This window comes from Enterobacter cloacae complex sp. OE43NF (assembly GCF_023544405.1).
Lineage (GTDB): Bacteria > Pseudomonadota > Gammaproteobacteria > Enterobacterales > Enterobacteriaceae > Enterobacter > Enterobacter cloacae.
This window is the reverse complement of sequence record NZ_JAMJFW010000021.1, coordinates 1-23885: the sequence shown is the minus strand read 5'-3', so window position 1 is coordinate 23885 and position 23885 is coordinate 1. Positions and strand designations below refer to the sequence as shown.

At 55.6% G+C, this 23885-nt stretch carries 22 protein-coding genes; 17 read left to right on the top strand and 5 right to left on the bottom strand.

The genetic code is table 11. The annotated features are described in order from the left end of the window. Nucleotides 1-5 precede the first annotated feature (5 nt). Nucleotides 6-905 carry a carboxylate/amino acid/amine transporter gene (locus M8370_RS11860; protein WP_023621553.1) on the top strand — a complete coding sequence of 300 codons (900 nt, stop codon included), beginning with the start codon at nt 6-8 and terminating at the stop codon, nt 903-905. On the opposite strand, the gene metR is transcribed toward M8370_RS11860, so the two are convergent. After that, a complete protein-coding gene (metR, locus tag M8370_RS11855; protein ID WP_013099245.1) occupies nt 793-1746 on the bottom strand; it encodes an HTH-type transcriptional regulator MetR in 954 nt (317 codons plus the stop codon). The genes M8370_RS11860 and metR overlap by 113 nt on opposite strands. 115 nt (nt 1747-1861) lie before the next feature. On the opposite strand from metR, the gene metE reads away from it, so the two are divergent. Further along, nucleotides 1862-4123, top strand: coding sequence for a 5-methyltetrahydropteroyltriglutamate--homocysteine S-methyltransferase (metE, locus tag M8370_RS11850; protein ID WP_250021098.1), 2262 nt, complete (start codon nt 1862-1864; stop codon nt 4121-4123). Between the two features lie 59 nt (nt 4124-4182). Here the strand turns inward: metE and M8370_RS11845 are convergent, their stop codons facing one another. Continuing rightward, the gene (locus M8370_RS11845; protein ID WP_013099243.1) at nt 4183-4989 is read right to left on the bottom strand and encodes a dienelactone hydrolase family protein; all 807 of its coding nucleotides are present in this window, start codon (nt 4987-4989) and stop codon (nt 4183-4185) included. 255 nt (nt 4990-5244) lie between these two features. Here M8370_RS11845 and udp point away from each other — a divergent pair, with 255 nt between their 5' ends. The 9 genes from udp (at nt 5245) to tatD (ending at nt 13154) form a co-directional block, all read left to right on the top strand. Continuing rightward, the gene (gene udp, locus M8370_RS11840; protein WP_003860792.1) at nt 5245-6006 is read left to right on the top strand and encodes a uridine phosphorylase; all 762 of its coding nucleotides are present in this window, start codon (nt 5245-5247) and stop codon (nt 6004-6006) included. A 138-nt stretch (nt 6007-6144) separates the two neighbouring features. After that, complete coding sequence (gene rmuC / locus M8370_RS11835) at nt 6145-7602, top strand: DNA recombination protein RmuC (RefSeq protein ID WP_150058295.1); 1458 nt, start codon at nt 6145-6147, stop codon at nt 7600-7602. A 66-nt stretch (nt 7603-7668) separates the two neighbouring features. After that, the gene (ubiE, locus tag M8370_RS11830) at nt 7669-8424 is read left to right on the top strand and encodes a bifunctional demethylmenaquinone methyltransferase/2-methoxy-6-polyprenyl-1,4-benzoquinol methylase UbiE (RefSeq protein ID WP_013099241.1); all 756 of its coding nucleotides are present in this window, start codon (nt 7669-7671) and stop codon (nt 8422-8424) included. Between the two features lie 13 nt (nt 8425-8437). Next, nucleotides 8438-9043 carry a ubiquinone biosynthesis protein UbiJ gene (gene ubiJ / locus M8370_RS11825; protein WP_029883134.1) on the top strand — a complete coding sequence of 202 codons (606 nt, stop codon included), beginning with the start codon at nt 8438-8440 and terminating at the stop codon, nt 9041-9043. After that, nucleotides 9040-10680 (top strand): ubiquinone biosynthesis regulatory protein kinase UbiB, encoded by a 1641-nt coding sequence (gene ubiB / locus M8370_RS11820; RefSeq protein ID WP_020688734.1) that lies wholly within the window; start codon nt 9040-9042, stop codon nt 10678-10680. The genes ubiJ and ubiB overlap by 4 nt, the downstream gene beginning before the upstream one ends. 76 nt (nt 10681-10756) lie before the next feature. Continuing rightward, complete coding sequence (gene tatA / locus M8370_RS11815; protein WP_013099238.1) at nt 10757-11011, top strand: Sec-independent protein translocase subunit TatA; 255 nt, start codon at nt 10757-10759, stop codon at nt 11009-11011. Nucleotides 11012-11014: 3 nt separating this feature from the next. Next, nucleotides 11015-11557 (top strand): Sec-independent protein translocase protein TatB, encoded by a 543-nt coding sequence (gene tatB / locus M8370_RS11810; protein WP_023621768.1) that lies wholly within the window; start codon nt 11015-11017, stop codon nt 11555-11557. Nucleotides 11558-11559: 2 nt separating this feature from the next. After that, a complete protein-coding gene (gene tatC, locus M8370_RS11805) occupies nt 11560-12330 on the top strand; it encodes a Sec-independent protein translocase subunit TatC (RefSeq protein ID WP_013099236.1) in 771 nt (256 codons plus the stop codon). A gap of 41 nt (nt 12331-12371) precedes the next feature. Further along, nucleotides 12372-13154 carry a 3'-5' ssDNA/RNA exonuclease TatD gene (tatD, locus tag M8370_RS11800; RefSeq protein ID WP_250021096.1) on the top strand — a complete coding sequence of 261 codons (783 nt, stop codon included), beginning with the start codon at nt 12372-12374 and terminating at the stop codon, nt 13152-13154. Here the strand turns inward: tatD and rfaH are convergent. Then, nucleotides 13151-13642, bottom strand: a complete 492-nt coding sequence (gene rfaH, locus M8370_RS11795) for a transcription/translation regulatory transformer protein RfaH (protein WP_013099234.1) — start codon at nt 13640-13642, stop codon at nt 13151-13153. The two genes, tatD and rfaH, sit on opposite strands and share 4 nt — an antisense overlap. Before the next feature lie 173 nt (nt 13643-13815). Here rfaH and ubiD point away from each other — a divergent pair, with 173 nt between their 5' ends. Both ubiD and fre read left to right on the top strand, forming a co-directional pair. After that, on the top strand, nt 13816-15318 hold the full coding sequence (gene ubiD / locus M8370_RS11790; RefSeq protein WP_161496900.1) for a 4-hydroxy-3-polyprenylbenzoate decarboxylase: 1503 nt from the start codon (nt 13816-13818) through the stop codon (nt 15316-15318). Nucleotides 15319-15348: 30 nt separating this feature from the next. Next, nucleotides 15349-16050: an NAD(P)H-flavin reductase gene (fre, locus tag M8370_RS11785; RefSeq protein WP_062729351.1), complete on the top strand. Its 702-nt coding sequence runs from the start codon at nt 15349-15351 to the stop codon at nt 16048-16050. Nucleotides 16051-16211: 161 nt separating this feature from the next. On the opposite strand, the gene fadA is transcribed toward fre, so the two are convergent. Both fadA and fadB read right to left on the bottom strand, forming a co-directional pair. Beyond that, nucleotides 16212-17375 carry an acetyl-CoA C-acyltransferase FadA gene (gene fadA / locus M8370_RS11780; protein WP_020688730.1) on the bottom strand — a complete coding sequence of 388 codons (1164 nt, stop codon included), beginning with the start codon at nt 17373-17375 and terminating at the stop codon, nt 16212-16214. A 9-nt stretch (nt 17376-17384) separates the two neighbouring features. Next, nucleotides 17385-19574 carry a fatty acid oxidation complex subunit alpha FadB gene (gene fadB, locus M8370_RS11775; protein ID WP_250021094.1) on the bottom strand — a complete coding sequence of 730 codons (2190 nt, stop codon included), beginning with the start codon at nt 19572-19574 and terminating at the stop codon, nt 17385-17387. A 190-nt stretch (nt 19575-19764) separates the two neighbouring features. Here fadB and pepQ point away from each other — a divergent pair, with 190 nt between their 5' ends. From pepQ to hemG, 4 genes are read left to right on the top strand one after another with little or no spacing between them, the layout of a single operon-like run. Further along, nucleotides 19765-21096 carry a Xaa-Pro dipeptidase gene (gene pepQ, locus M8370_RS11770; protein WP_013099229.1) on the top strand — a complete coding sequence of 444 codons (1332 nt, stop codon included), beginning with the start codon at nt 19765-19767 and terminating at the stop codon, nt 21094-21096. Continuing rightward, nucleotides 21096-21710 carry an IMPACT family protein gene (locus tag M8370_RS11765; protein WP_013099228.1) on the top strand — a complete coding sequence of 205 codons (615 nt, stop codon included), beginning with the start codon at nt 21096-21098 and terminating at the stop codon, nt 21708-21710. Before pepQ ends, M8370_RS11765 begins: the two co-directional genes overlap by 1 nt. 40 nt (nt 21711-21750) lie before the next feature. Beyond that, nucleotides 21751-23202 carry a Trk system potassium transporter TrkH gene (gene trkH, locus M8370_RS11760; RefSeq protein ID WP_013099227.1) on the top strand — a complete coding sequence of 484 codons (1452 nt, stop codon included), beginning with the start codon at nt 21751-21753 and terminating at the stop codon, nt 23200-23202. A 10-nt stretch (nt 23203-23212) separates the two neighbouring features. After that, nucleotides 23213-23758, top strand: coding sequence for a menaquinone-dependent protoporphyrinogen IX dehydrogenase (gene hemG, locus M8370_RS11755; protein ID WP_250021093.1), 546 nt, complete (start codon nt 23213-23215; stop codon nt 23756-23758). The last annotated feature ends 127 nt before the right edge of the window (nt 23759-23885 follow it).

Genomic DNA, 23885 nt, shown 5'->3' with positions numbered 1-23885 from the left:
GCATTGTGGCGCTACTCATTATCACCACTATCCTGTGGGCCTTCTCCTTTAGCCTGATTGGCGAATACCTTGCCGGATCGGTCGACAGCTATTTCTCGGTGCTGATGCGCGTGGGGCTGGCGGCGCTGGTGTTCCTGCCCTTTTTGCGTACGCGCGGACAATCCCTGCAAACCGTTTTGCTGTATATGCTGGTGGGGGCGATGCAGCTCGGCATCATGTATCTGTTCAGCTTTCGGGCGTATATCTACTTGTCCGTCTCGGAGTTCCTGCTCTTTACGGTGCTGACGCCGCTCTATATCACGCTGATTTACGACCTGCTCAGCAGGCGTCGTCTGCGTTGGGGCTATCTGTTGAGCGCAGCGCTGGCGGTGATTGGCGCGGCGATTATTCGCTACGATAAAGTGAGCGATCACTTCTGGACCGGCCTGATGTTCGTGCAGTTAGCAAACATCAGCTTCGCTATTGGTATGGTGGGCTACAAGCGCCTGATGGAAACCCGCCCGATGCCGCAGCACAACGCGTTTGCCTGGTTCTATATGGGGGCGGCGGTGGTCGCGGTCGCAGCCTGGTTTATGCTGGGTAACCCGCAAAAATTACCTACCACTACCGTGCAGTGGGGCATTCTGGTCTGGCTGGGCGTGGTGGCCTCGGGGCTGGGGTACTTCATGTGGAACTATGGCGCAACTCAGGTAGACGCCGGTACGCTGGGCATCATGAACAACGTGCACGTGCCCGCGGGGCTACTGGTAAACCTTGCTATCTGGCAGCAACAGCCCCACTGGCCGAGTTTCCTTATTGGGGGAGCGGTGATCCTGGCTTCGCTGTGGGTACATCGCCGTTGGGTCGCTCCGCGCTCCGCACAAACGGAAGATGGTCGCACGCGTGGTTCCGCGTTGAGCGAATAAACGCTTCCGTGATCGGCTGACGCTGCTCGCCATCGCGCACGGCGGCGTACAGCCGGCTCCACAGTCCTTCTCCCAGGGTTTTGGTGACCACCAGGCCCTGGCGTTCAAAACTCTCTACCACCCAGTGCGGCAGCGCCGCGATGCCCATTCTGGCGGCAACCATCTGAATCAACAGCAACGTATTATCCACGCTTTTCAGTTGTGGGCTGATGCCCGCCGGCTGCAGGAAATGGCGCCAGATATCCAGGCGACTGCGCTGCACCGGGTATATCAGCAGCGTTTCAGTCGCCAGGTCTTCCGGGGTGATACGCGTCTTGCTGGCCAGCGGATGATCCGGTGCCAGCACCAGACGCACCTCATAATCGAACATTGGCGAATAATGCAGGCCGCTACGCGGCAGAATGTCTGACGTCATCACCAGATCCAGCTCGCCCTGCTGGAGTGACGGCTGCGGGTCAAACGTCACGCCGGAGGTAAAGTCCATTTCTACCTGCGGCCACTTCTGGCGGAAGTTCTCAAGCGCGGGGGTCAGCCACTGAATACAGCTGTGGCACTCAATGGCGATACGCAATTTAGTTTGCTGCGGCTCATTGCAGGACTGAAGCGCGCTGGCAATTTGCGGCAGCACCTGATTTGCCAGCTGCAGGAGGATCTCGCCCTGGGGAGTAAAGCGCAGCGGCTGGCTCTTACGCACAAAAAGACGAAAGCCGAGACGTTGTTCCAGATCGCTGAACTGGTGAGAAAGGGCGGACTGAGTCTGGTGCAGTGAGGCCGCCGCCGCCGCGAGAGAACCGCAGTTTCGCAACGCTTGTAGCGTTTTCAGGTGTTTTATCTCGATCATGAAAGTCCTTCACTTCGCCATGAACATTTTGCGCTTGAGGAATATACAGTACCTGCCAATTATAGATGTGTAAACATCTGGACGTCTAAATAACGAATTTCACAAGGGGCATGACATGACAATCCGCAATCACACTCTCGGTTTCCCTCGCGTTGGCCTGCGTCGCGAGCTAAAAAAAGCACAAGAAAGCTACTGGGCAGGAAACACCACGCGTGAAGAGCTGCTGGCAGTGGGCCGCGAACTGCGTGCCCGCCACTGGGAGCAGCAAAAACAGGCGGGCGTAGACCTGCTGCCGGTGGGCGATTTCGCCTGGTACGACCATGTTCTGACGACCAGCCTGCTGCTTGGCAATGTCCCGGCTCGTCATCAGAACAACGATGGATCGGTAGATATCGACACGCTGTTCCGCATCGGCCGTGGCCGTGCGCCAACCGGTGAGCCAGCGGCAGCGGCGGAAATGACCAAGTGGTTTAACACCAACTATCACTATATGGTGCCGGAGTTTGTTAAAGGTCAGCAGTTCAAACTGACCTGGACCCAGTTGCTGGATGAAGTGGACGAAGCGCTGGCACTGGGGCACCAGGTGAAACCGGTGCTGCTGGGGCCAGTGACCTACCTGTGGTTAGGGAAAGTCAAAGGCGAGCCGTTCGAGCGTCTGAGCCTGCTGAAGGATATCCTGCCGGTCTACAAACAGGTGCTGATTGAGCTGGGCAAACGCGGTATTCAGTGGGTGCAAATCGACGAACCGGCGCTGGTGCTCGAACTGCCGCAAGCGTGGCTCGATGCCTTCAAACCGGCTTACGATGCACTGACCGGGCAGGTGAAGCTGCTGCTTACCACCTACTTTGAAGGTGTGACGCCGAACCTCGGCACCATCACCAAATTGCCAGTGCAGGGCCTGCACGTTGACCTGGTGCATGGAAAAGATGATGTTGCAGAACTGCACAAGCGCCTGCCAGCGGAGTGGCTGCTCTCTGCCGGGCTGGTGAACGGTCGTAATGTCTGGCGCGCCGATCTGACAGAAAAATATGCTCAGATTAAGGACATCGTCGGCAAACGTGAAATATGGGTGGCCTCTTCGTGTTCACTGCTGCACAGCCCTATCGATCTCAGCGTTGAAACCCGCCTGGATGCGGAAGTGAAAAGCTGGTTTGCCTTTGCCTTGCAGAAATGTGAAGAGCTGACTCTGCTGCGTGACGCCCTGAACAGCGGCGACACGGCGGCGATTACCGAATGGAGCGCTCCGATTCAGGCCCGTCGTCATTCGTCTCGCGTTCACAACCCGGCGGTGGAAAAACGTCTGGCGGCTATCACCGCGCAGGACAGCCAGCGTCAAAGCCCGTATGAAGTGCGTGCAGAAGCCCAGCGCGCCCGTTTCAACTTGCCTGCGTGGCCAACCACCACCATCGGTTCCTTCCCGCAAACTACCGAGATCCGCGGCCTGCGCCTGGACTTCAAAAAGGGCAACCTTGATGCGGCCAACTACCGCACCGGCATCGCGGAACATATCAAACAGGCGATTGTGGAGCAGGAGCGCTTAGGCCTGGACGTGCTGGTTCACGGGGAGGCAGAGCGTAACGACATGGTGGAGTACTTCGGTGAACATCTGGACGGTTTCGTCTTTACCCAAAACGGCTGGGTACAGAGCTATGGTTCCCGCTGTGTAAAACCACCGGTGGTGATCGGTGACGTCAGCCGTCCGCACCCGATCACCGTCGAATGGGCTAAATATGCCCAGTCCCTGACCGACAAGCCGGTAAAAGGCATGTTGACCGGTCCGGTGACCATTCTTTGCTGGTCCTTCCCGCGTGAGGACGTGACCCGTGAAACCATCGCGAAGCAAATTGCGCTGGCGCTGCGCGATGAAGTGGCGGATCTGGAAGCGGCGGGGATTGGCATCATCCAGATTGACGAACCGGCCCTGCGCGAGGGATTACCGCTGCGTCGCAGCGACTGGGACGCCTACCTGCAGTGGGGTGTGGAAGCGTTCCGCATCAACGCCGCAGTGGCGAAGGACGACACGCAGATCCACACCCACATGTGTTACTGCGAATTTAACGACATCATGGATTCCATCGCCGCACTGGATGCCGACGTGATCACCATCGAGACCTCGCGTTCAGATATGGAACTGCTGGAGTCATTCGAAGAGTTCGATTATCCGAACGAAATTGGGCCGGGCGTATATGACATTCACTCCCCGAACGTGCCGAGCGTGGAGTGGATCGAAGCCCTGCTGAAGAAAGCCGCCCAGCGCATTCCGGCAGAGCGCCTGTGGGTGAACCCGGACTGCGGTCTGAAAACCCGCGGCTGGCCGGAAACCCGCGCGGCGCTGGCGAATATGGTGAAAGCGGCGCAGAATTTGCGTCAGGGTTAAGACAGAGTCGATCCCATTATGTAGCCCGGTAAGGCATCGCCGCCACCGGGCTTTTATGTTTACGCTTTCTTGCCGCCGTACTGGCTAAACCACGCCAGCATCCGCTGCCAGCCATCTTTGGCTGATTCCGCGTGATAGCTCGGGCGATAATCGGCATTAAACGCGTGTCCGGCATCCGGGTACACGACAATGTCGGCCTTCGCATTCGCCGCGCGTAGCGCATGGCGCATGGTCTCTACCGTATCGAGTGGAATTCCCGTGTCCTGACCACCGTACAGTCCCAGCACCGGGGCATTTAAGTCTGTGGCGATATCAACCGGATGTTTTGGCGAGTTCAGCGTTTTTTCGCCCACCAGTTTACCGTACCAGGCCACAGCAGCTTTCAGCTGCGGATTGTGCGCGGCATACAGCCAGCTAATGCGTCCGCCCCAGCAGAACCCCGTTATCATCAGTCGATGCGCATCACCGCCGTTACGCGCCGCCCAGTTGGCAACATGATCCAGATCGGCCAGCACCTGTGCATCCGGCACTTTACTGACCAGGTTGCTCAAAAGCGTTGGGATATCGCTGTAGTCGTTCGGATCGCCCTGACGGAAATAGAGCTCTGGCGCAACGGCCAGGTAACCTTCCAGCGCCAGTCGGCGGCAGAGGTCGCGAATATGTTCATGAACGCCGAAAATTTCCTGAACCACAATCACGATCGGCAGCGGACCGTCTGCCGATGCTGGTCGCGCGTGGTAAGCAGGCATATTTTCCCCCTGCGAGGGAATGGAGGTCTCTCCCGCCGTAATGGCGTCTTCAGGCGTTGAGACGATGGTTGAGGCATGCGGAGCCGCAGCAGGTGCAAAACCGGTTTTTTCAGTCATGGCATTCTCCGTACCAATGAGTTAGCGCAAAGGTAAATATAGACACCAGGTTAACAACCCACAGTGCCTTAAACGGTCTATCTTTTGTGCAGCACACCACGATATAACTTGTTAATGTGATGTAAATCACTTTTTTATGGAAATCTACTGCAATCATTTTCATTCATGGTGAGATGTGTCACGAAATTATGCGTATCGCTTCTGTAAAGTACCGTTTTACTTCTTCTGACTAACCGACCCACAGAGGAGTCACCTATGTCTAAGTCTGATGTTTTTCATCTCGGCCTCACCAAAAACGATTTACAAGGGGCTACGCTTGCGATCGTCCCGGGCGATCCTGAGCGTGTGGAAAAGATCGCCGCGCTGATGGATAAGCCGGTTAAGCTGGCAGCCCATCGTGAATTCACCACCTGGCGTGCAGAGCTGGATGGTAAGGCCGTGATTGTGTGCTCTACCGGTATCGGTGGCCCATCTACCTCCATTGCCGTTGAAGAACTGGCGCAGCTGGGCATCCGGACGTTCCTGCGTATCGGGACGACTGGTGCGATCCAGCCGCATATCAACGTGGGTGATGTATTGGTGACTACCGCGTCCGTGCGTCTGGATGGGGCGAGTCTGCACTTTGCACCAATGGAATTCCCGGCGGTTGCCGATTTTGAATGTACGACGGCGCTGGTTGAAGCAGCGAAATCCGTTGGCGCAACCACGCACGTGGGCGTAACCGCCTCGTCGGACACCTTCTACCCGGGTCAGGAGCGTTACGACACCTTCTCTGGCCGTGTGGTGAGCCGTTTTAAAGGCTCTATGGAAGAGTGGCAGTCTATGGGCGTGATGAACTATGAAATGGAATCTGCAACGCTGCTGACTATGTGCGCAAGCCAGGGTCTGCGTGCCGGTATGGTGGCGGGGGTTATCGTCAACCGTACCCAGCAGGAAATCCCGAACGCCGAAACCATGAAACAAACCGAAAGTCATGCGGTAAAAATCGTGGTTGAAGCGGCCCGTCGTCTGATCTAATCCTCTCTTCTGACATCAAAGGCCGACACGTTCGGCCTTTATTTTTTGCGTAGCGCCTCGCAGGAAAACCCTTTCAAACTGGACGTTTATACAGCACAATCTTATTTTGTGCGGTAATACGTTGATGCAGGGGGCATTGTGGATCTCTCAATTCTGATTTACGCGGTGATTGCGCTCGCGGGCGTGGCGATAGGCTGGCTGATTTCCAGCTATCAGCACGCGCAGCAAAAGGCCGATCAGCTGGCAGAGCGTGAAGAGATAGTCGCCGAGTTAAGCGCGACAAAACAGCAGCTTGCGCTGAGTGAACACTGGCGAGACGAGTGCGAGTTACTCAACAACGAACTGCGCAATCTGCGTGATATCAACACCTCACTGGAAGCCGATCTCCGTGAAGTCACGACCCGCCTGGAATCCACTCAACTGCATGCGGAAGACAAAATCCGCCAGATGATGAACAGCGAGCAGCGCCTCAGCGAACAGTTTGAGAATCTCGCGAACCGCATTTTTGAGCACAGCAACCGCCGCGTTGACGAACAAAACCGCCAGAGTCTGAACAGTCTCCTGACGCCTCTGCGTGAGCAACTGGACGGTTTCCGTCGTCAGGTGCAGGACAGCTTTGGTCAGGAGGCCCGCGAGCGGCACACCCTGGCACACGAAATTCGTAATCTGCAGCAGTTGAATGCACAAATGGCGCAGGAAGCGGTCAACCTGACCCGCGCCCTGAAAGGGGATAACAAAACGCAGGGTAACTGGGGTGAAGTCGTCCTCACGCGGGTGCTGGAAGCCTCTGGACTGCGCGAAGGGTATGAATACGAAACCCAGGTCAGCATAGAAAACGACGCCCGCTCGCGAATGCAGCCAGATGTGATCGTGCGTCTTCCGCAGGGTAAAGATGTGGTGATTGATGCCAAAATGACGCTGGTGGCCTATGAGCGTTACTTCAACGCGGAGGATGACTACACCCGCGAATCGGCGTTGCAGGAGCACATTGCCTCCGTGCGGAACCATATTCGTCTGCTGGGCAGAAAAGACTATCAGCAGTTGCCGGGTTTGCGCTCGCTTGACTACGTTCTGATGTTTATCCCGGTAGAGCCTGCTTTTCTGCTGGCACTCGACAGACAGCCGGAACTGATAACTGAAGCGCTGAAAAACAACATTATGCTGGTCAGCCCCACCACGCTGCTGGTGGCGTTACGCACCATTGCCAACCTGTGGCGCTATGAACATCAGAGCCGCAACGCGCAGCAGATTGCCGATCGCGCCAGCAAGCTGTACGACAAAATGCGCCTCTTTGTGGATGATATGTCCTCGGTCGGGCAAAGCCTGGACCGCGCGCAGGATAACTACCGCCAGGCGATGAAAAAACTCGCCTCCGGGCGGGGCAATCTGCTGGCGCAAGCTGAAGCCTTCCGCGGCCTGGGGGTGGAGGTTAAACGCGAGATTAATCCGGAACTGGTTGAGCAAGCCACGGTACAGGACGAAGAGTTTCGCCTGCGCGAAGGCGCTGATGGACAAAAGAGAGACAGTGAAGACAACGAGTTAGCGGCAGAGTTATCGCCAGACCCGCATCAGGCGCGTTTCTTACGTGGTGGTTGAAACGTAGGGCAAACGCGCCCAATCTGTTACACTTCACGAACATTTTACTGATAAGCAGGCTCTGAGATGGTTGACGATTCACAAGACACAACGCACTTTGGCTTTCAGACTGTCGCCAAAGCGCAGAAAGCTGACATGGTGGCCCACGTATTTCATTCCGTGGCGGCGAAGTACGATGTGATGAATGACTTGATGTCATTCGGCATTCATCGCTTGTGGAAGCGCTTCACCATCGACTGTAGCGGTGTGCGTCGTGGACAAACGGTACTGGACCTTGCCGGCGGCACGGGCGATTTGACCGCGAAATTCTCCCGTCTGGTGGGTGAAACCGGGCGTGTTGTTCTGGCTGATATTAACGACTCCATGCTGAAAATGGGGCGTGAGAAGCTGCGTAACATCGGCGTGGTGGGGAATGTGGAATATGTTCAAGCAAACGCCGAGGCACTGCCGTTCCCGGACAATACCTTTGACTGCATCACTATCTCTTTTGGCCTGCGTAACGTCACCGATAAAGAAAAAGCGCTGCGCTCAATGTATCGCGTGCTGAAGCCGGGCGGACGTCTGCTGGTGCTTGAGTTCTCCAAACCGATTATCGAGCCACTGAGCAAAGCCTACGACGCCTATTCATTCCATGTTCTGCCGCGTATTGGCGAACTGGTGGCAAACGACGCAGAAAGCTACCGCTATCTGGCGGAATCCATTCGCATGCACCCGGATCAGGACACCCTGAAGGCTATGATGCAGGATGCGGCGTTTGAAAACGTTGAGTATTTCAACATGACGGCGGGTGTCGTCGCACTGCATCGCGGTTATAAGTTCTGAGTGGAGGTGTCCTGTGCCCTTTAAACCCTTAGTCACCGCAGGCATCGAGAATGTACTGAATGCCTTTCTCTATCGCGCGCCAGCGCTAAAAGCCGCGCGGCAGCGACTTAACGGGAAGGTATTGCGGATCGTTTTAAAAGAGTTCTCGACGCCGCTTGTGCTGGTCTTCAGCGAACGCCAGCTTGATGTTCTGGGGGAGTGGGAAGGAGACGCCGACTGCTCTGTCATCACGCGCATGAGCGTGCTGCCAAAACTGCGTGACCGCCAGCAACTGACGGCGCTGATCCGCAGCGGTGAGCTGGAAGTGGAAGGCGACATTCAGGTCGTACAAAATTTCGTTGCGCTCAGCGATTTAGCCGAGTTTGACCCGGCGGAACTGCTTGCCCCGTTTATTGGCGACATTGCAGCGGAAGGGATCGGCAAAGCCCTGCATGGTGGTACCGCCTTCCTGCGTAAAAGCCTGCAACGTCAGCAGCGCTATGCGGCAGAAGTGCTGACTGAAGAGTGGCGTATGGCCCCCGGACCGCTGGAAGTGGCCTGGTTCGCGGAAGAGACTGCGGCTGTTGAACGTGCGGTTGATGCGTTAACCAAACGGCTGGAAAAACTGGAGGGCAAATGACGCCTGGTGAAATTCGGCGCCTCTATTTTATCGTCCACACCTTTTTGAGTTACGGGCTCGATGAGCTTATCCCCAAAATGCGTATCACGCTGCCGCTTCGTATCTGGCGGCGGATGTTGTTCTGGATGCCTAATCGCCACAAAGGACAGCCGCTGGGTGAACGCCTGCGTCTGGCGCTACAGGAGCTGGGCCCGGTATGGATTAAATTCGGCCAAATGCTCTCGACCCGTCGCGATCTTTTCCCGCCCCAGATTGCCGATCAGCTGGCACTGCTGCAGGATCGCGTGGCCCCGTTTGACGGCGTGCGCGCGAAAAAACAGATCGAAGAGGCGATGGGCAATATTCCTGTTGAGACCTGGTTCGACGATTTCGACATTCAGCCGCTGGCTTCTGCCTCCATTGCCCAGGTGCATACCGCGCGTCTGAAAGAGAATGGCAAAGAAGTCGTTATCAAAGTTATCCGCCCGGATATTCTGCCGATCATCAAAGCGGACATGAAGCTTATCTATCGTCTGGCGCGCTGGGTTCCGCGTCTGCTCCCTGACGGACGCCGCCTGCGCCCGCTGGAAGTGGTACGGGAATATGAAAAAACGCTGATCGATGAACTAAACCTGCTGCGCGAATCGGCAAACGCCATTCAGCTACGGCGCAATTTTGAAAACAGCCCGATGCTGTATGTTCCTGAAGTCTATTCTGACTACTGCAGCCAGAACATGATGGTCATGGAACGTATTTACGGTATTCCCGTCTCGGATGTCGTGGCCCTGGAGAAACAGGGAACGAACATGAAGCTGCTGGCTGAACGTGGCGTACAGGTCTTCTTTACTCAGGTCTTCCGCGACAGCTTTTTCCACGCAGACATGCATCCGGGCAATATCTTTGTGAGCTATGAGCATCCGGACGACCCGCAATATATCGGCATTGATTGCGGTATTGTCGGCTCGCTCAATAAAGAAGATAAGCGTTATCTGGCGGAGAATTTTATCGCCTTCTTTAATCGTGACTACCGTAAAGTGGCTGAACTGCACGTTGACTCAGGTTGGGTTCCGCCGGACACCAATGTCGAAGAGTTTGAGTTTGCCATCCGTACCGTCTGTGAACCGATTTTTGAAAAACCGCTGGCGGAAATCTCGTTCGGTCACGTGTTGCTGAATCTGTTTAACACCGCTCGCCGCTTCAATATGGAAGTGCAGCCACAGCTTGTTTTACTTCAGAAAACATTACTTTACGTTGAAGGTGTAGGTCGACAGCTCTATCCTCAGTTAGACTTGTGGAAGACCGCGAAACCGTTCCTGGAATCCTGGATTAAGGATCAGGTTGGCATTCCGGCTCTGGTACGAGCTTTCAAAGAGAAAGCCCCGTTCTGGGTTGAAAAAATGCCGGAACTTCCTGAACTGGTGTATGACAGTTTGCGTCAGAGCAAGAACCTTCAGCTCAGCATGGATAAAATCGCCCACGAGCTTCAGTCGAACCGCGTACGCCAGGGCCAGTCTCGCTATCTGTTTGGCATTGGCGCAACCCTGCTGCTCAGTGGTACGTTGTTATTAATCAACCGTCCGGACTGGCAGATGATGCCCGCCTGGCTAATGGCTGCCGGAATAGTGGTCTGGTTCGTTGGCTGGAGAAAGACGCGCTGAACAGGCATCGCTATCACCAGGTCGCATACGTATAATGCGGTCTGACTAATTAATCATCTATCTCTGAGGAATATGTATGGGTGGTATCAGTATCTGGCAATTAGTCATTATTGCCGTCATCGTCGTGCTGCTGTTTGGCACCAAAAAGCTCGGTTCTATCGGTTCCGATCTGGGCGCGTCTATCAAAGGCTTCAAGAAAGCAATGAGCGATGATGAGAGCAAGCAGGATAAAACCAGCCAGGACGCTGACTTTACTGCTAAATCCATCTCCGACAAGCAAGAAGATGCCAAAAAGGAAGACGCTAAACGCCACGATAAAGAGCAGGTGTAAGTCGTGTTCGACATTGGTTTTAGTGAGCTGCTGCTGGTCTTTGTGATTGGCCTCATCGTGCTGGGGCCACAGCGTTTACCCGTTGCAGTAAAAACGGTTGTGGGGTGGGTGCGTGCGCTTCGTTCGCTGGCATCCACCGTACAGAACGAGCTGGCGCAGGAACTTAAGCTGCAGGAGTTTCAGGAAAGCCTGAAAAAGGTTGAGAAGGCGAGCATGGATAACCTGACGCCGGAACTGAAAGCCTCCATGGATGAACTGCGCGAAGCGGCAGAATCCATGAAGCGCTCCTACAGCGTTAACGATCCTGAAAAAGCGAGCGATGAAGCGAACACCATCCATAACCCGGTGGTGAAGAACAGTGAAGCGCAGCGCGAGGGCGTAACGCCTGCCAGCGCGGAGCATCAGGCCACCGCGCCTGAACATACGCCGCAGGAACCTGAACTGAAAAAACAGGCGCAGCCGGAAGACCCTGTGGTCAACGCGGCTGAAGCAAAGCCCGCCGCGCCTGTTACCGAATCATCCCCCTCGTCGAGTGATAAAGCGTAAACATGGCAGTAGATGATACTCAACCGCTCATTACGCACCTCATTGAGCTGCGTAAGCGCCTGTTAAACTGCATTATTGCGGTTTTCGTTATTTTCTTATGCCTGGTTTATTTCGCCAACGACATCTACCAGGTTGTCTCCGCGCCGCTGATAAAGCAGATGCCGCTGGGCGCAACGATGATCGCGACGGACGTTGCTTCGCCGTTCTTTACGCCCATTAAGCTCACGTTCTGGGTATCGTTGATCGCTTCTGCACCCATCCTGCTGTATCAGATCTGGGCGTTTGTGGCGCCCGCTCTGTATAAGCATGAACGCAAACTGGTGATCCCGCTGCTGGTCTCCAGCTCGCTGCTGTTCTATATCGGCATGGCGTTTGCCTATTTTGTTGTCTTCCCGCTGGCCTTTGGCTTCCTGACGCATACCGCGCCGGAAGGGGTACAGGTGTCGACCGATATTGCCAGCTACCTCAGCTTTGTGATGGCGCTGTTTATGGCATTCGGCGTGGCGTTCGAAGTGCCGGTTGCGATTGTGCTGCTTTGCTGGGTGGGTGTAACCACACCAGAAGACCTGCGTAAAAAGCGTCCGTATATTCTGGTCGGCGCATTTGTGGTCGGCATGCTGCTGACGCCGCCCGATGTCTTCTCGCAAACGCTGCTGGCCATACCGATGTACTGTCTGTTTGAGGTAGGCGTCTTCTTCTCACGTTTCTATGTGGGGAAAGGGCGTCGGTCAGAGGATGAAGACGACGTCTCTGAAAAGAGCACTGAAGAGTAAAACCAGCCGCCCGTCAGGGCGGTTGTCATATGGGGAATTGCATGTTTGATATTGGACTTAACCTGACCAGTTCACAGTTTGCCAAAGATCGCGACGACGTCGTGGCGCGCGCGTTTGCCGCCGGCGTAAAAGGATTGTTGCTGACAGGCACCAACCTGCATGAAAGCGAGCAGGCGCGACAGCTGGCCCAACGCTACGATCGCTGCTGGTCTACCGCGGGCGTGCATCCTCATGACAGCAGCCAGTGGACGTCGGAGAGCGCTGAAATCATTCACAGGCTGGCGAAAACTGCCGAAGTGGTGGCTATCGGGGAATGTGGGCTCGATTTCAACCGCAATTTTTCCACCCCTGCCGAGCAGGAAAAAGCGTTTACGGCGCAACTTGCCCTGGCGGCCGAGCTTGAAATGCCGGTGTTTATGCACTGTCGCGACGCGCATGAGCGCTTCCTCGCGCTGCTGGATCCCTGGCTGGATAAACTGCCAGGCGCGGTGCTGCACTGTTTTACCGGTTCACGTCAGGAGGCGCTGGACTGTCTGGATCGTGGGCTTTATTTGGGGATTACCGGCTGGGTGTGCGATGAACGCCGCGGGCTGGAGCTTCGCGAACTGTTGCCGGTGATCCCGGCCGACCGGTTGCTCCTAGAAACCGACGCGCCTTATTTATTGCCGCGTGATATGAAACCAAAACCGGCATCGCGACGTAACGAACCGGCATGGCTGGGGCATATTGTCACGAGCGTGGCGCAGTGGCGCGGAGAGGATCCGCACGGGTTATCTGCGCAGACGGATGACAACGTGCGTCGCCTGTTTGGCATTGATTTTTAAACTTTGCGGAAGTCGGTGTTTTTCACGCTCTGTAGCACCTGCTTATTAAGCAGATTGAGCAATAACATGGAGCGTGCTTCACCGTCCGGCTCGGCGAAAATCGCCTGCAGGCCTTCGAAGGCACCTTCGGTGATGACGACACTGTCTCCTGCGTACGGGGTTTCTGGGTCGGTAATATCTTCAGGTTGTTGATAAACCGAAAGCTGATGGATCACCGTCGACGGCACCGTTGCCGGGTGCGCACCAAAACGAACAAAATGGCTGACGCCGCGCGTGGCGCTGATGGTGGTGGTGTGGATCACTTCCGGGTCGAATTCCACGAACAAATAGTTCGGAAATAGCGGCTCACTGACGGTTGTGCGCTTCCCGCGCTGCATTTTTTCAAGCGTGATCACGGGTGTCAGGCAATTTACAGACTGACGTTCTAAATGTTCCTGCGCGCGCTGAAGTTGCCCGCGTTTGCAATACAGTAAATACCAGGCCTGCATAATCACTCTTTCCCTTAGTTTCGGGCGCAAGCATATCAAAACCCTGGCGGGATCGCTAAGTTGATTATAATGGCCGAAAAGGGAACAGGATGCAGAAGTTCACGCTAATTTAACAAAATTACAGCATCACGCAGGCTTACGCCGTATAATGAAGCGCTTACAGAGAGGCCATGATTAACTGCATGAAATACCACGATCTCCGCGACTTCCTGACGCTGCTGGAAAAGCAGGGCGAACTCAAACGCATTACGCTTCCTGTCGATCCTTATCTGGAAATGACAGAAATTGCTGACCGCACCCTGCGTGCCGGTGGCCCGGCGCTTCTGTTTGAAAACCCAAAGGGTTATTCAATGCCGGTGCTGTGCAACCTGTTTGGAACCCCTCGCCGTGTGGCGTTGGGCATGGGCCAGGAGGACGTCACAGCGTTACGTGAAGTGGGTAAATTGCTGGCGTTTCTGAAAGAGCCGGAGCCACCGAAAGGCTTCCGCGATCTGTTCGACAAGCTGCCGCAGTTTAAGCAGGTGCTGAACATGCCAACCAAACGTCTGCGCGGCGCGCCGTGCCAGCAGAAAGTGCTGGAAGGGGATGCGGTAGATCTGACCAAAATCCCGATCATGCAGTGCTGGCCTGAAGATGCCGCGCCACTCATTACCTGGGGGCTCACCGTCACACGCGGGCCGCATAAAGAGCGTCAAAATCTGGGTATTTACCGCCAGCAGCTGATTGGCAAGAATAAGCTCATCATGCGCTGGCTGTCGCATCGCGGCGGCGCGCTGGATTTCCAGGAGTGGTGCGCTGCACACCCGGGCGAGCGTTTTCCGGTCTCAGTTGCGTTAGGTGCCGATCCCGCCACCATTCTGGGCGCGGTAACGCCAGTGCCGGATACACTCTCTGAATATGCCTTTGCAGGACTGCTGCGTGGCACCAAAACGGAAGTCGTGAAGTGTATCTCTAACGACCTCGAAGTGCCCGCGAGTGCAGAGATTGTCCTGGAAGGTTACATTGAACAGGGCGAGCTGGCACCCGAAGGCCCGTACGGTGACCACACGGGCTATTATAACGAAGTGGATAACTTCCCGGTGTTTACCGTCACGCACATTACCCAGCGTGAAGATGCGATTTATCACTCCACCTATACCGGACGTCCACCGGATGAACCTGCAGTACTGGGCGTGGCGCTGAATGAGGTGTTTGTGCCGATCCTGCAAAAGCAGTTCCCGGAAATTGTTGATTTCTATCTGCCGCCGGAAGGATGCTCGTATCGCCTGGCGGTGGTCACAATGAAGAAGCAGTATCCTGGTCACGCTAAACGCGTGATGATGGGCGTATGGTCTTTCCTGCGCCAGTTTATGTATACCAAATTTGTGATTGTCTGCGATGATGACGTTAACGCCCGCGACTGGAATGATGTTATCTGGGCCATTACCACGCGAATGGATCCGGCGCGCGATACGGTGTTAGTGGAAAACACGCCGATAGATTATCTGGATTTTGCCTCGCCGGTCTCCGGTCTTGGCTCAAAAATGGGACTGGATGCCACAAATAAATGGCCTGGCGAAACCGACCGTGAATGGGGTCGCCCGATCAAGAAAGATCCTGCTGTGACCGCGCGAATTGACGCGATCTGGGACGAACTGGCCATAATGAATAACGGTAAACCGCAGGCTGACCGTTAAGCCCTATAGACTTCCCGACAGAGAGAGCGAATGACAACCTTAAGCTGTAAAGTGACCTCGGTAGATGCTATCACCGACACCGTATATCGCGTCCGTTTAGTGCCTGAAGCGGCATTCTCTTTCCGTGCTGGTCAGTACCTGATGGTCGTGATGGATGAACGTGATAAGCGTCCTTTCTCTATGGCCTCAACGCCAGCGGAGCAGGAATTTATTGAGCTTCATATTGGTGCGTCAGAGCTTAACCTGTATGCAATGGCCGTCATGGACCGCATTCTTAAAGAGCGCGAGATCGTGGTGGATATTCCACACGGTGATGCATGGCTGCGTGACGATGAAGACCGTCCGCTGATCCTGATTGCCGGTGGTACAGGCTTCTCCTACGTGCGCTCTATTCTGTTGACGGCCCTGGCGCGTAACCCGAACCGTGATATCACTATCTACTGGGGTGGCCGCGAAGAGAAACATCTCTACGATCTCTCTGAGCTTGAAGCGCTGAGCGTTAACCATCGCAACCTGCGTGTTGAACCGGTGGTTGAGCAGCCGGAAGAGGGCTGGCGTGGGCGTAGCGGCACAGTGCTGACGGCGGTACTGCAGGATCATGGCACGCTGGCAGGGCACGATATCTATATCGCTGGCCGCTTTGAGATGGCGAAAATTGCCCGTGACCTGTTCTGTAACGAACGTGATGCGCGTGAAGATCGTCTGTTTGGCGATGCTTTTGCGTTTATCTAAATAAAAAACCCGCCCCTGACAGGCGGGAAGAACGGCAACTAAACTGTCTCTCTTCGCAAATGGCGTCACTTGCGGCGAGGTACCTCTCGTAGGCCGGGAAAGCGCAGCACCTCCCGGCAAAAGCCCGATGGCGCGATGCTTATCGGGCCTACGTTATAGCCTTACACTCTCTCAAACACCGTTGCGATACCCTGACCCAACCCAATACACATCGTTGCCAGACCAAACTGCGCGTCTTTGCGTTCCATCAGGTTAATCAGCGTTGTGCTGATACGCGCCCCGGAGCAGCCCAGCGGGTGACCGAGGGCGATCGCGCCGCCGTTGAGGTTAATTTTCTCGTCGATCTGCTCCATCAGCCCCAGATCTTTAATGCACGGCAGGATCTGCGCGGCGAAGGCTTCGTTCATCTCGAACACGTCGATATCACTGGTGGTCAATCCCGCTTTCTTCAGCGCCAGCTTCGAGGCCGGAACCGGGCCGTAACCCATGATAGAAGGATCGCAGCCTACCACCGCCATTGAGCGCACCCGGGCGCGAGGCGTTAACCCCAGCTCGCGGGCGCGGCTTTCGCTCATTACCAGCATCGCGGCCGCTCCGTCAGACAGCGCCGACGAGGTACCTGCCGTGACCGTACCGGTGACCGGGTCAAACGCCGGGCGCAGGGTGGATAGCGCTTCAACGGTGGTTTCCGGGCGGATCACTTCGTCGTAGCTGAACTGCTTCAGAACGCCATCAGCATCATGGCCGCCGGTCGGGATGATCTCATTCTTAAACGCGCCGGATTGCGTGGCGGCCCATGCACGAGCATGAGAACGCGCGGCGAAGGTATCCTGCATTTCACGGCTAATTCCGTGCAGGCGGGACAGCATTTCAGCGGTCAGGCCCATCATTCCTGCGGCTTTCGCCACGTTACGGCTCATGCCCGGGTGGAAATCGACCCCGTGGCTCATTGGCACATGGCCCATGTGCTCCACGCCGCCGACCAGGCAGGCCTGCGCGTCACCGGTCATGATCATACGCGCCGCATCATGCAGTGCCTGCATTGAGGAGCCGCACAGACGGTTGACGGTAACTGCCGGCACCGAATGTGGGATCTCCGCCAGCAGCGAAGCATTGCGGGCGATGTTGAAGCCCTGCTCAAGCGTCTGTTGCACACAGCCCCAGTAGATATCGTCGAGCGCAGCCGGGTCCAGCGCCGGATTACGCGCCAGCAGGCTACGCATCAGGTGCGCTGAGAGATCCTCTGCACGCACGTTACGGAATGCGCCGCCTTTTGAACGGCCCATCGGGGTGCGAATCGCATCAACAATGACAACCTTTTCCATTGTGACTCCTTAAGCCGTTTTCAGCTCGCCAACCGGACGGGCTGGCTCAACTGCTGGGTAATAGGATTCGTTATGGCGCGCTTTATTACGCAGCCCTTCCGGCACGTCATACAGCGGGCCGAGGTGCTGATACTGCTGCACCATATCGAGATAGCGGGCGCTGCCGAGCGTATCCAGCCAGCGGAACGCGCCACCGTGGAACGGAGGGAAGCCCAGGCCATAGACCAGCGCCATATCGGCTTCTGCCGGACTGGCGATAATGCCTTCTTCCAGGCAACGCACCACTTCGTTGATCATCGGAATCATCATCCGGGCGATGATTTCATCGTCCGTGAAGTCACGTTTTGGCTGGCTAACCCCGGCCAGCAGGCTATCCACCGCCGGATCTTCTTCTTTCTTCGGTTTGCCTTTGCTGTCTTCTTTATAGCGCCAGAAGCCCAGACCGTTTTTCTGACCAAAGCGGTTGGCGTCAAACAGGGCGTCAATCGCATCGCGATAATCTTTCTGCATGCGCTGTGGGAAGCCCGCCGCCATAACCGCTTGCGCGTGATGCGCGGTATCAATGCCAACCACATCCAGCAGATACGCCGGCCCCATCGGCCAGCCGAACTGTTTTTCCATCACTTTGTCGACTTTGCGGAAGTCCGCGCCGTCGCGCAGCAGCTGGCTGAAACCAGCGAAGTAAGGGAACAGTACGCGGTTGACGAAGAAGCCCGGGCAGTCGTTGACCACAATCGGGGTTTTGCCCATCTTAATGGCCCACGCCACCACTTTTGCGATGGTGTCGTCAGAGGTTTTTTCGCCGCGGATCACTTCGACCAGTGGCATGCGATGCACCGGGTTGAAGAAATGCATTCCGCAGAAGTTTTCCGGGCGCTTCAGGACGCTTGCCAGCTCGCTAATCGGAATCGTCGAGGTGTTAGAGGCCAGTACGGTCTCCGGACGCACTTTCTCTTCCGTTTCGGCCAGTACCGCTTTCTTCACTTTCGGGTTCTCTACCACGGCCTCAACCACCACATCGACGCGGTCAAAACCGGTGTATTCCAGTACGGGCTGGATAGTAGAGATCACGCCTGAGAGTTTCAGACCGTCAATTTTGCCGCGTTCCAGCTGTTTATTGAGCAGCTTGGCCGCTTCGGTCATCCCCAGCGTCAGGGATTTCTCGCTGATGTCTTTCATCACCACCGGCACGCCCTTCCAGGCGGACTGGTAAGCGATGCCACCGCCCATAATGCCAGCGCCAAGTACCGCCGCATGTTTTGGCGTCTCAACGTTTTTCGTCAGCTGTTTTGCTTTACCTTTCACGAACTGATCGTTGAGGAAGATACCCACCAGCGCACGGGCTTCATTGGTATGTGCCAGCGGGACAAAGCTCTGGTTTTCGAGTTTCAGGGCTTCGTCACGGCCAAAGCGGGCTGCGGCTTCGATGGTTTTCACCGCCGTGATCGGCGCCGGGTAGTGTTTACCCGCCGTCTGCATCACCATCCCCTTGGCGATGGTGAAACTCATGGCTGCTTCAATCTTGCTGAGCTTTAACGGCTCCAGTTTCGGCTGGCGTTTGGCCTTCCAGTCGAGATCGCCGTTAATGGCCTGACGCAGAATGGCGAGGGAGCCTTCAATCAGTTTTTCTGGCTTCACGACGCCATCAACCAGGCCGATTTTTTGCGCCTGCTCTGCGCCAACATCTTTACCTGCGGCAATAATTTCCAGCGCGCTGTCGGCACCCAGCATGCGCGGCATACGTACGGAGCCGCCAAAGCCCGGCATAATGCCCAGTTTGGTTTCCGGCAGGCCGATGCGCAGATCCGGTGTGGCGAGGCGGTAGTCGGTGGCCAACACGCATTCACAGCCGCCGCCCAGCGCGTAGCCGTTAACGGCGGAAAGGGTCGGGACAGGCAGATCTTCCAGACGATTAAAGACGCTGTTGGCAAAGTGCAGCCACTGGCTCAGCTGTTCTTCAGGCACCAGGAACAGTGAAAGAAATTCGGTGATATCGGCACCAACAATAAAGGCCGCTTTGTTCGAGCGCAGCAGCAGCCCCTTTAAATCAGTTTGCTTTTCAAGTACATCCAGCGCCTGGCCAAGACTGGCCACCGTCGCGGTATCAAGCTTGTTGACTGAGCCGGGGGCATCGAACACCAGTTCGGCAATGCCATCTTCCAGCCAGTTGAGGTACAGGGTGTCGCCTTTGTAGAGCATGTCAGTCTCCTGAATCCAGCAAGTGGATCTGGTCATACCAGATGAGTCGGAGTGTGGGATTTATGTTAATAAAATGCAAATTACTCATTAAGAAATTGCTGCATTGATCACGGTCGGTGGAAATCACGCAGCCGGAGACAGGTGTGCTAAGATGCGAGGACTTGAGGTCAAAAAAACGAAAGGAAGAATGATGGACTCACTGGCTTCGCTTTATAAAAATCATATCGTTACCCTACAGGAACGTACCCGTGATGTACTTGCCCGCTTTAAGCTGGATGCGCTGTTAATCCACTCCGGCGAGCTGATGAATACCTTCCTGGATGACCATGCGTATCCGTTTAAGGTTAACCCGCAGTTTAAAGCCTGGGTGCCGGTAACACAGGTGCCAAATTGCTGGTTGCTGGTGGATGGCGTGAACAAGCCGAAACTGTGGTTCTATCTGCCTGTGGATTACTGGCACAACGTTGAGCCGCTGCCGACCAGCTTCTGGACAGAAGAAGTGGACGTCATGGCTTTACCAAAAGCCGACGGTATTGGCAGCCAGTTGCCTGCCGCGCGTGGCAATATTGCCTACATTGGCCCGGTCCCGGAGCGTGCGCTGGGTCTGGATATCCCGGCAGACAAACTCAACCCGAAAGGGGTGCTGGATTTCCTGCACTATTACCGCGCGTATAAAACCGACTACGAACTTTACTGCATGCGTGAAGCGCAAAAAACGGCGGTGAATGGTCACCGTGCAGCGCATGAAGCCTTCCAGTCCGGTATGAGCGAGTTCGATATCAATCAGGCGTACCTCACCGCGACCGGTCACCGTGACACCGATGTGCCGTACAGCAACATTGTCGCTCTGAATGAGCATGCCTCTGTGCTGCATTACACCAAACTGGATCACCATGTGCCGTCTGAGATGCGCAGCTTCCTGCTGGACGCAGGCGCAGAGTACAACGGCTACGCGGCTGACCTGACCCGTACCTGGGCGGCCAATGCGGATACCGATTTTGCGCATCTGATTAAAGACGTCAACGATGAGCAACTGGCGCTTATCAGCACCATGAAAGCCGGAACCAGCTATGTGGATTACCATATCCAGTTCCATCAGCGCATCGCTAAACTGCTGCGTAAACACCAGATCGTGAAAGACATGAGCGAAGAGGCGATGGTCGAAAACGATCTGACCGGACCCTTTATGCCGCACGGTATCGGCCACCCGCTGGGTCTGCAGGTTCATGATGTTGCGGGCTTTATGCAGGATGATACCGGCACGCACCTCGCCGCGCCGTCTAAATATCCTTACCTGCGTTGCACGCGTATCCTTGAGCCGCGCATGGTGCTGACCATCGAGCCGGGGATCTACTTTATCGAATCGCTGTTAGCGCCATGGCGCGAAGGTCAGTTCAGCAAGCACTTCAACTGGGAAAAAATTGACGCGCTGAAGCCGTTTGGCGGTATTCGTATCGAAGATAACGTCGTGATTCATGAGAACGGTATCGAGAATATGACGCGAGACCTGAAGCTGGCCTGATGGAAAGCTGGCTGATACCGGCTGAGCCGGTCACCTTTGTTGAAGAAATCAAGAAAAGCCGCTTTATTACGCTGCTGGCACATACCGATGGCGTAGAGGCGGCAAAGGCGTTTGTTGAGTCTGTCCGCGCTGCGCATCCCGACGCCCGTCACCACTGCGTGGCGTGGGTCGCCGGGCCGCCAGACGATTCGCAGCAGCTGGGTTTTTCTGATGACGGTGAACCGGCGGGTACTGCCGGTAAACCTATGCTTTCCCAGCTCATGGGCAGTGGCGTGGGTGAAATCACCGCCGTGGTTGTTCGCTACTACGGCGGCATTTTATTAGGTACCGGTGGGCTGGTGAAAGCGTATGGCGGGGGCGTACAGCAGGCGCTTAATATGTTGGTCACTACCCGCAAAACGCCACTCACCGAATATACTTTGTTGTGCGACTACGCCCAGCTATCGGGTGTCGAAGCGCTGCTTAAACAGTTTAACGGTGTGATTGCACACAGTGATTACCAGGCAATGGTGCAATTGCGCGTGGCGCTTCCTCAGGCTGAACAGGCTGCTTTTTCGGCAAAACTGGCGGATTTTAGTCGCGGTTCGTTGCAATTGCTGCCGATTGAAGAATAATCCCCACCTCACTTTTTGAATACCAAAGGAAGCGGCAGAGATGCATTTTCGTGCCATAACCCGAATCGTTGGACTGCTGGTCATACTTTTTTCCGGGACAATGATTCTCCCAGGACTGGTGGCGCTTATCTACCGGGACGGCGCGGGGCGGGCATTTACCCAGACCTTCTTTGTTGCGCTGGCGATTGGCTCGCTGCTGTGGTGGCCAAACCGTCGTCAGAAAGGTGAGCTGAAATCACGTGAAGGGTTTCTGATTGTGGTGCTGTTCTGGACGGTGCTGGGAAGCGTCGGTTCGCTGCCCTTTATCTTCTCTGAACAGCCCAATCTGAGCATCACGGATGCCTTTTTTGAATCCTTCTCCGGCTTAACGACTACCGGCGCGACTACGCTGGTTGGGCTGGATTCGTTACCCCACGCCATTCTCTTTTATCGCCAGATGCTGCAATGGTTCGGTGGTATGGGGATCATTGTTCTGGCGGTGGCCATCCTTCCTATCCTGGGCGTCGGGGGCATGCAGCTATACAGGGCAGAAATGCCAGGGCCACTGAAAGATAACAAGATGCGCCCGCGTATTGCCGAGACGGCGAAGACCCTGTGGCTGATTTATGTTTTACTGACTGTTGCCTGTGCGCTGGCGCTGTGGTTTGCCGGTATGCCCGCGTTCGATGCCATCGGGCACAGCTTCGCGACAATCGCCATCGGCGGATTCTCTACCCACGATGCCAGTGTGGGCTACTTTGATAGTCCAACGATCAACACCATTATTGCTATTTTCCTGCTGATCTCCGGCTGTAACTACGGTCTACACTTCTCATTACTCAGCGGACGTAGCCTGAAGGTGTACTGGCGCGACCCGGAGTTCCGTATGTTTATTGGCGTCCAGCTCACGCTGGTGGTCATCTGTACGCTGGTGCTCTGGTTCCATGATGTCTATAACTCGGCATTGACCACGCTAAACCAGGCGTTCTTCCAGGTGGTGTCGATGGCGACAACCGCAGGTTTTACCACGGACAGCATTGCGCGCTGGCCGCTGTTCCTGCCTGTGCTGCTGCTGTGCTCGGCATTTATTGGTGGTTGCGCAGGGTCGACGGGCGGTGGCCTGAAGGTGATTCGTATTCTGCTGCTCTTCAAGCAGGGGAACCGTGAATTAAAACGCCTGGTTCACCCGAATGCAGTCTATAGCATCAAGCTGGGCAACCGTGCCCTGCCGGAACGTATTCTCGAAGCGGTGTGGGGATTTTTCTCGGCGTATGCCCTGGTCTTTATCGTCAGTATGCTGGCAATCATCGCGACGGGGGTGGATGATTTCTCTGCCTTTGCGTCCGTTGTGGCAACACTTAATAACCTCGGGCCTGGCCTGGGGGTCGTGGCGGATAACTTTGCCAGTATGAACCCGGTCGCGAAATGGATCCTAATCGCCAATATGCTGTTTGGGCGTCTTGAGGTCTTTACGCTGCTGGTGCTGTTCACCCCAACATTCTGGCGCGAGTAAGGAGTCGTCGGTGAAAACACTTATTCTGTTCTCTACGCGAGACGGGCAAACGCGTGAGATTGCCTCTTATCTGGCTTCTGAACTACAAGAGCTGGGCATTTACTCTGATGTGGTGAACCTGAACCGTACGGAGCAAATCGCCTGGCAGGATTACGACCGCGTGGTGATTGGGGCGTCTATACGTTACGGGCATTTCCATCCTGCGCTGGATCGCTTTGTGAAAAAGCATACGGCAGCGCTCAATAAGCTGCCCGGGGCGTTCTACTCGGTCAATCTGGTGGCCCGCAAACCTGAAAAACGTACACCGCAGACCAACAGCTACACGCGCAAGTTTTTGCTGAATTCGCCGTGGCAGCCAGACCTGTGTGCCGTCTTTGCAGGGGCGCTGCGTTATCCCCGCTACCGCTGGTATGACCGCTTTATGATTCGGCTGATTATGAAAATGACCGGCGGTGAAACCGATACGCGTAAAGAAGTGGTTTACACCGACTGGACGCAGGTGAGCAGTTTTGCCCGGGGAATCGCGCATTTATCACCCGAATCGCGGCGTATTTAAGCGTGGAGTTTGAAAAGTGAGCGAACGAAAAGTTTTTTGTATTTTGTGCTTGTCACTTCAGAATAACTCCCTATAATGCGCCTCCACTGACACGGAACAACGGCACACACGCCGCCGGGTCAGCAGG

Excerpts from the sequence above, each read along its gene's own strand:
- metR (WP_013099245.1), bottom strand. The coding sequence starts at position 1,746 with ATGATCGAGATAAAACACCTGAAAACGCTACAAGCGTTGCGAAACTGC.
- metE (WP_250021098.1), top strand. The coding sequence starts at position 1,862 with ATGACAATCCGCAATCACACTCTCGGTTTCCCTCGCGTTGGCCTGCGT.
- M8370_RS11845 (WP_013099243.1), bottom strand. The coding sequence starts at position 4,989 with ATGACTGAAAAAACCGGTTTTGCACCTGCTGCGGCTCCGCATGCCTCA.
- udp (WP_003860792.1), top strand. The coding sequence starts at position 5,245 with ATGTCTAAGTCTGATGTTTTTCATCTCGGCCTCACCAAAAACGATTTA.
- ubiE (WP_013099241.1), top strand. The coding sequence starts at position 7,669 with ATGGTTGACGATTCACAAGACACAACGCACTTTGGCTTTCAGACTGTC.
- ubiB (WP_020688734.1), top strand. The coding sequence starts at position 9,040 with ATGACGCCTGGTGAAATTCGGCGCCTCTATTTTATCGTCCACACCTTT.
- tatA (WP_013099238.1), top strand. The coding sequence starts at position 10,757 with ATGGGTGGTATCAGTATCTGGCAATTAGTCATTATTGCCGTCATCGTC.
- tatC (WP_013099236.1), top strand. The coding sequence starts at position 11,560 with ATGGCAGTAGATGATACTCAACCGCTCATTACGCACCTCATTGAGCTG.
- tatD (WP_250021096.1), top strand. The coding sequence starts at position 12,372 with ATGTTTGATATTGGACTTAACCTGACCAGTTCACAGTTTGCCAAAGAT.
- rfaH (WP_013099234.1), bottom strand. The coding sequence starts at position 13,642 with ATGCAGGCCTGGTATTTACTGTATTGCAAACGCGGGCAACTTCAGCGC.
- fre (WP_062729351.1), top strand. The coding sequence starts at position 15,349 with ATGACAACCTTAAGCTGTAAAGTGACCTCGGTAGATGCTATCACCGAC.
- fadA (WP_020688730.1), bottom strand. The coding sequence starts at position 17,375 with ATGGAAAAGGTTGTCATTGTTGATGCGATTCGCACCCCGATGGGCCGT.
- fadB (WP_250021094.1), bottom strand. The coding sequence starts at position 19,574 with ATGCTCTACAAAGGCGACACCCTGTACCTCAACTGGCTGGAAGATGGC.
- pepQ (WP_013099229.1), top strand. The coding sequence starts at position 19,765 with ATGGACTCACTGGCTTCGCTTTATAAAAATCATATCGTTACCCTACAG.
- M8370_RS11765 (WP_013099228.1), top strand. The coding sequence starts at position 21,096 with ATGGAAAGCTGGCTGATACCGGCTGAGCCGGTCACCTTTGTTGAAGAA.
- trkH (WP_013099227.1), top strand. The coding sequence starts at position 21,751 with ATGCATTTTCGTGCCATAACCCGAATCGTTGGACTGCTGGTCATACTT.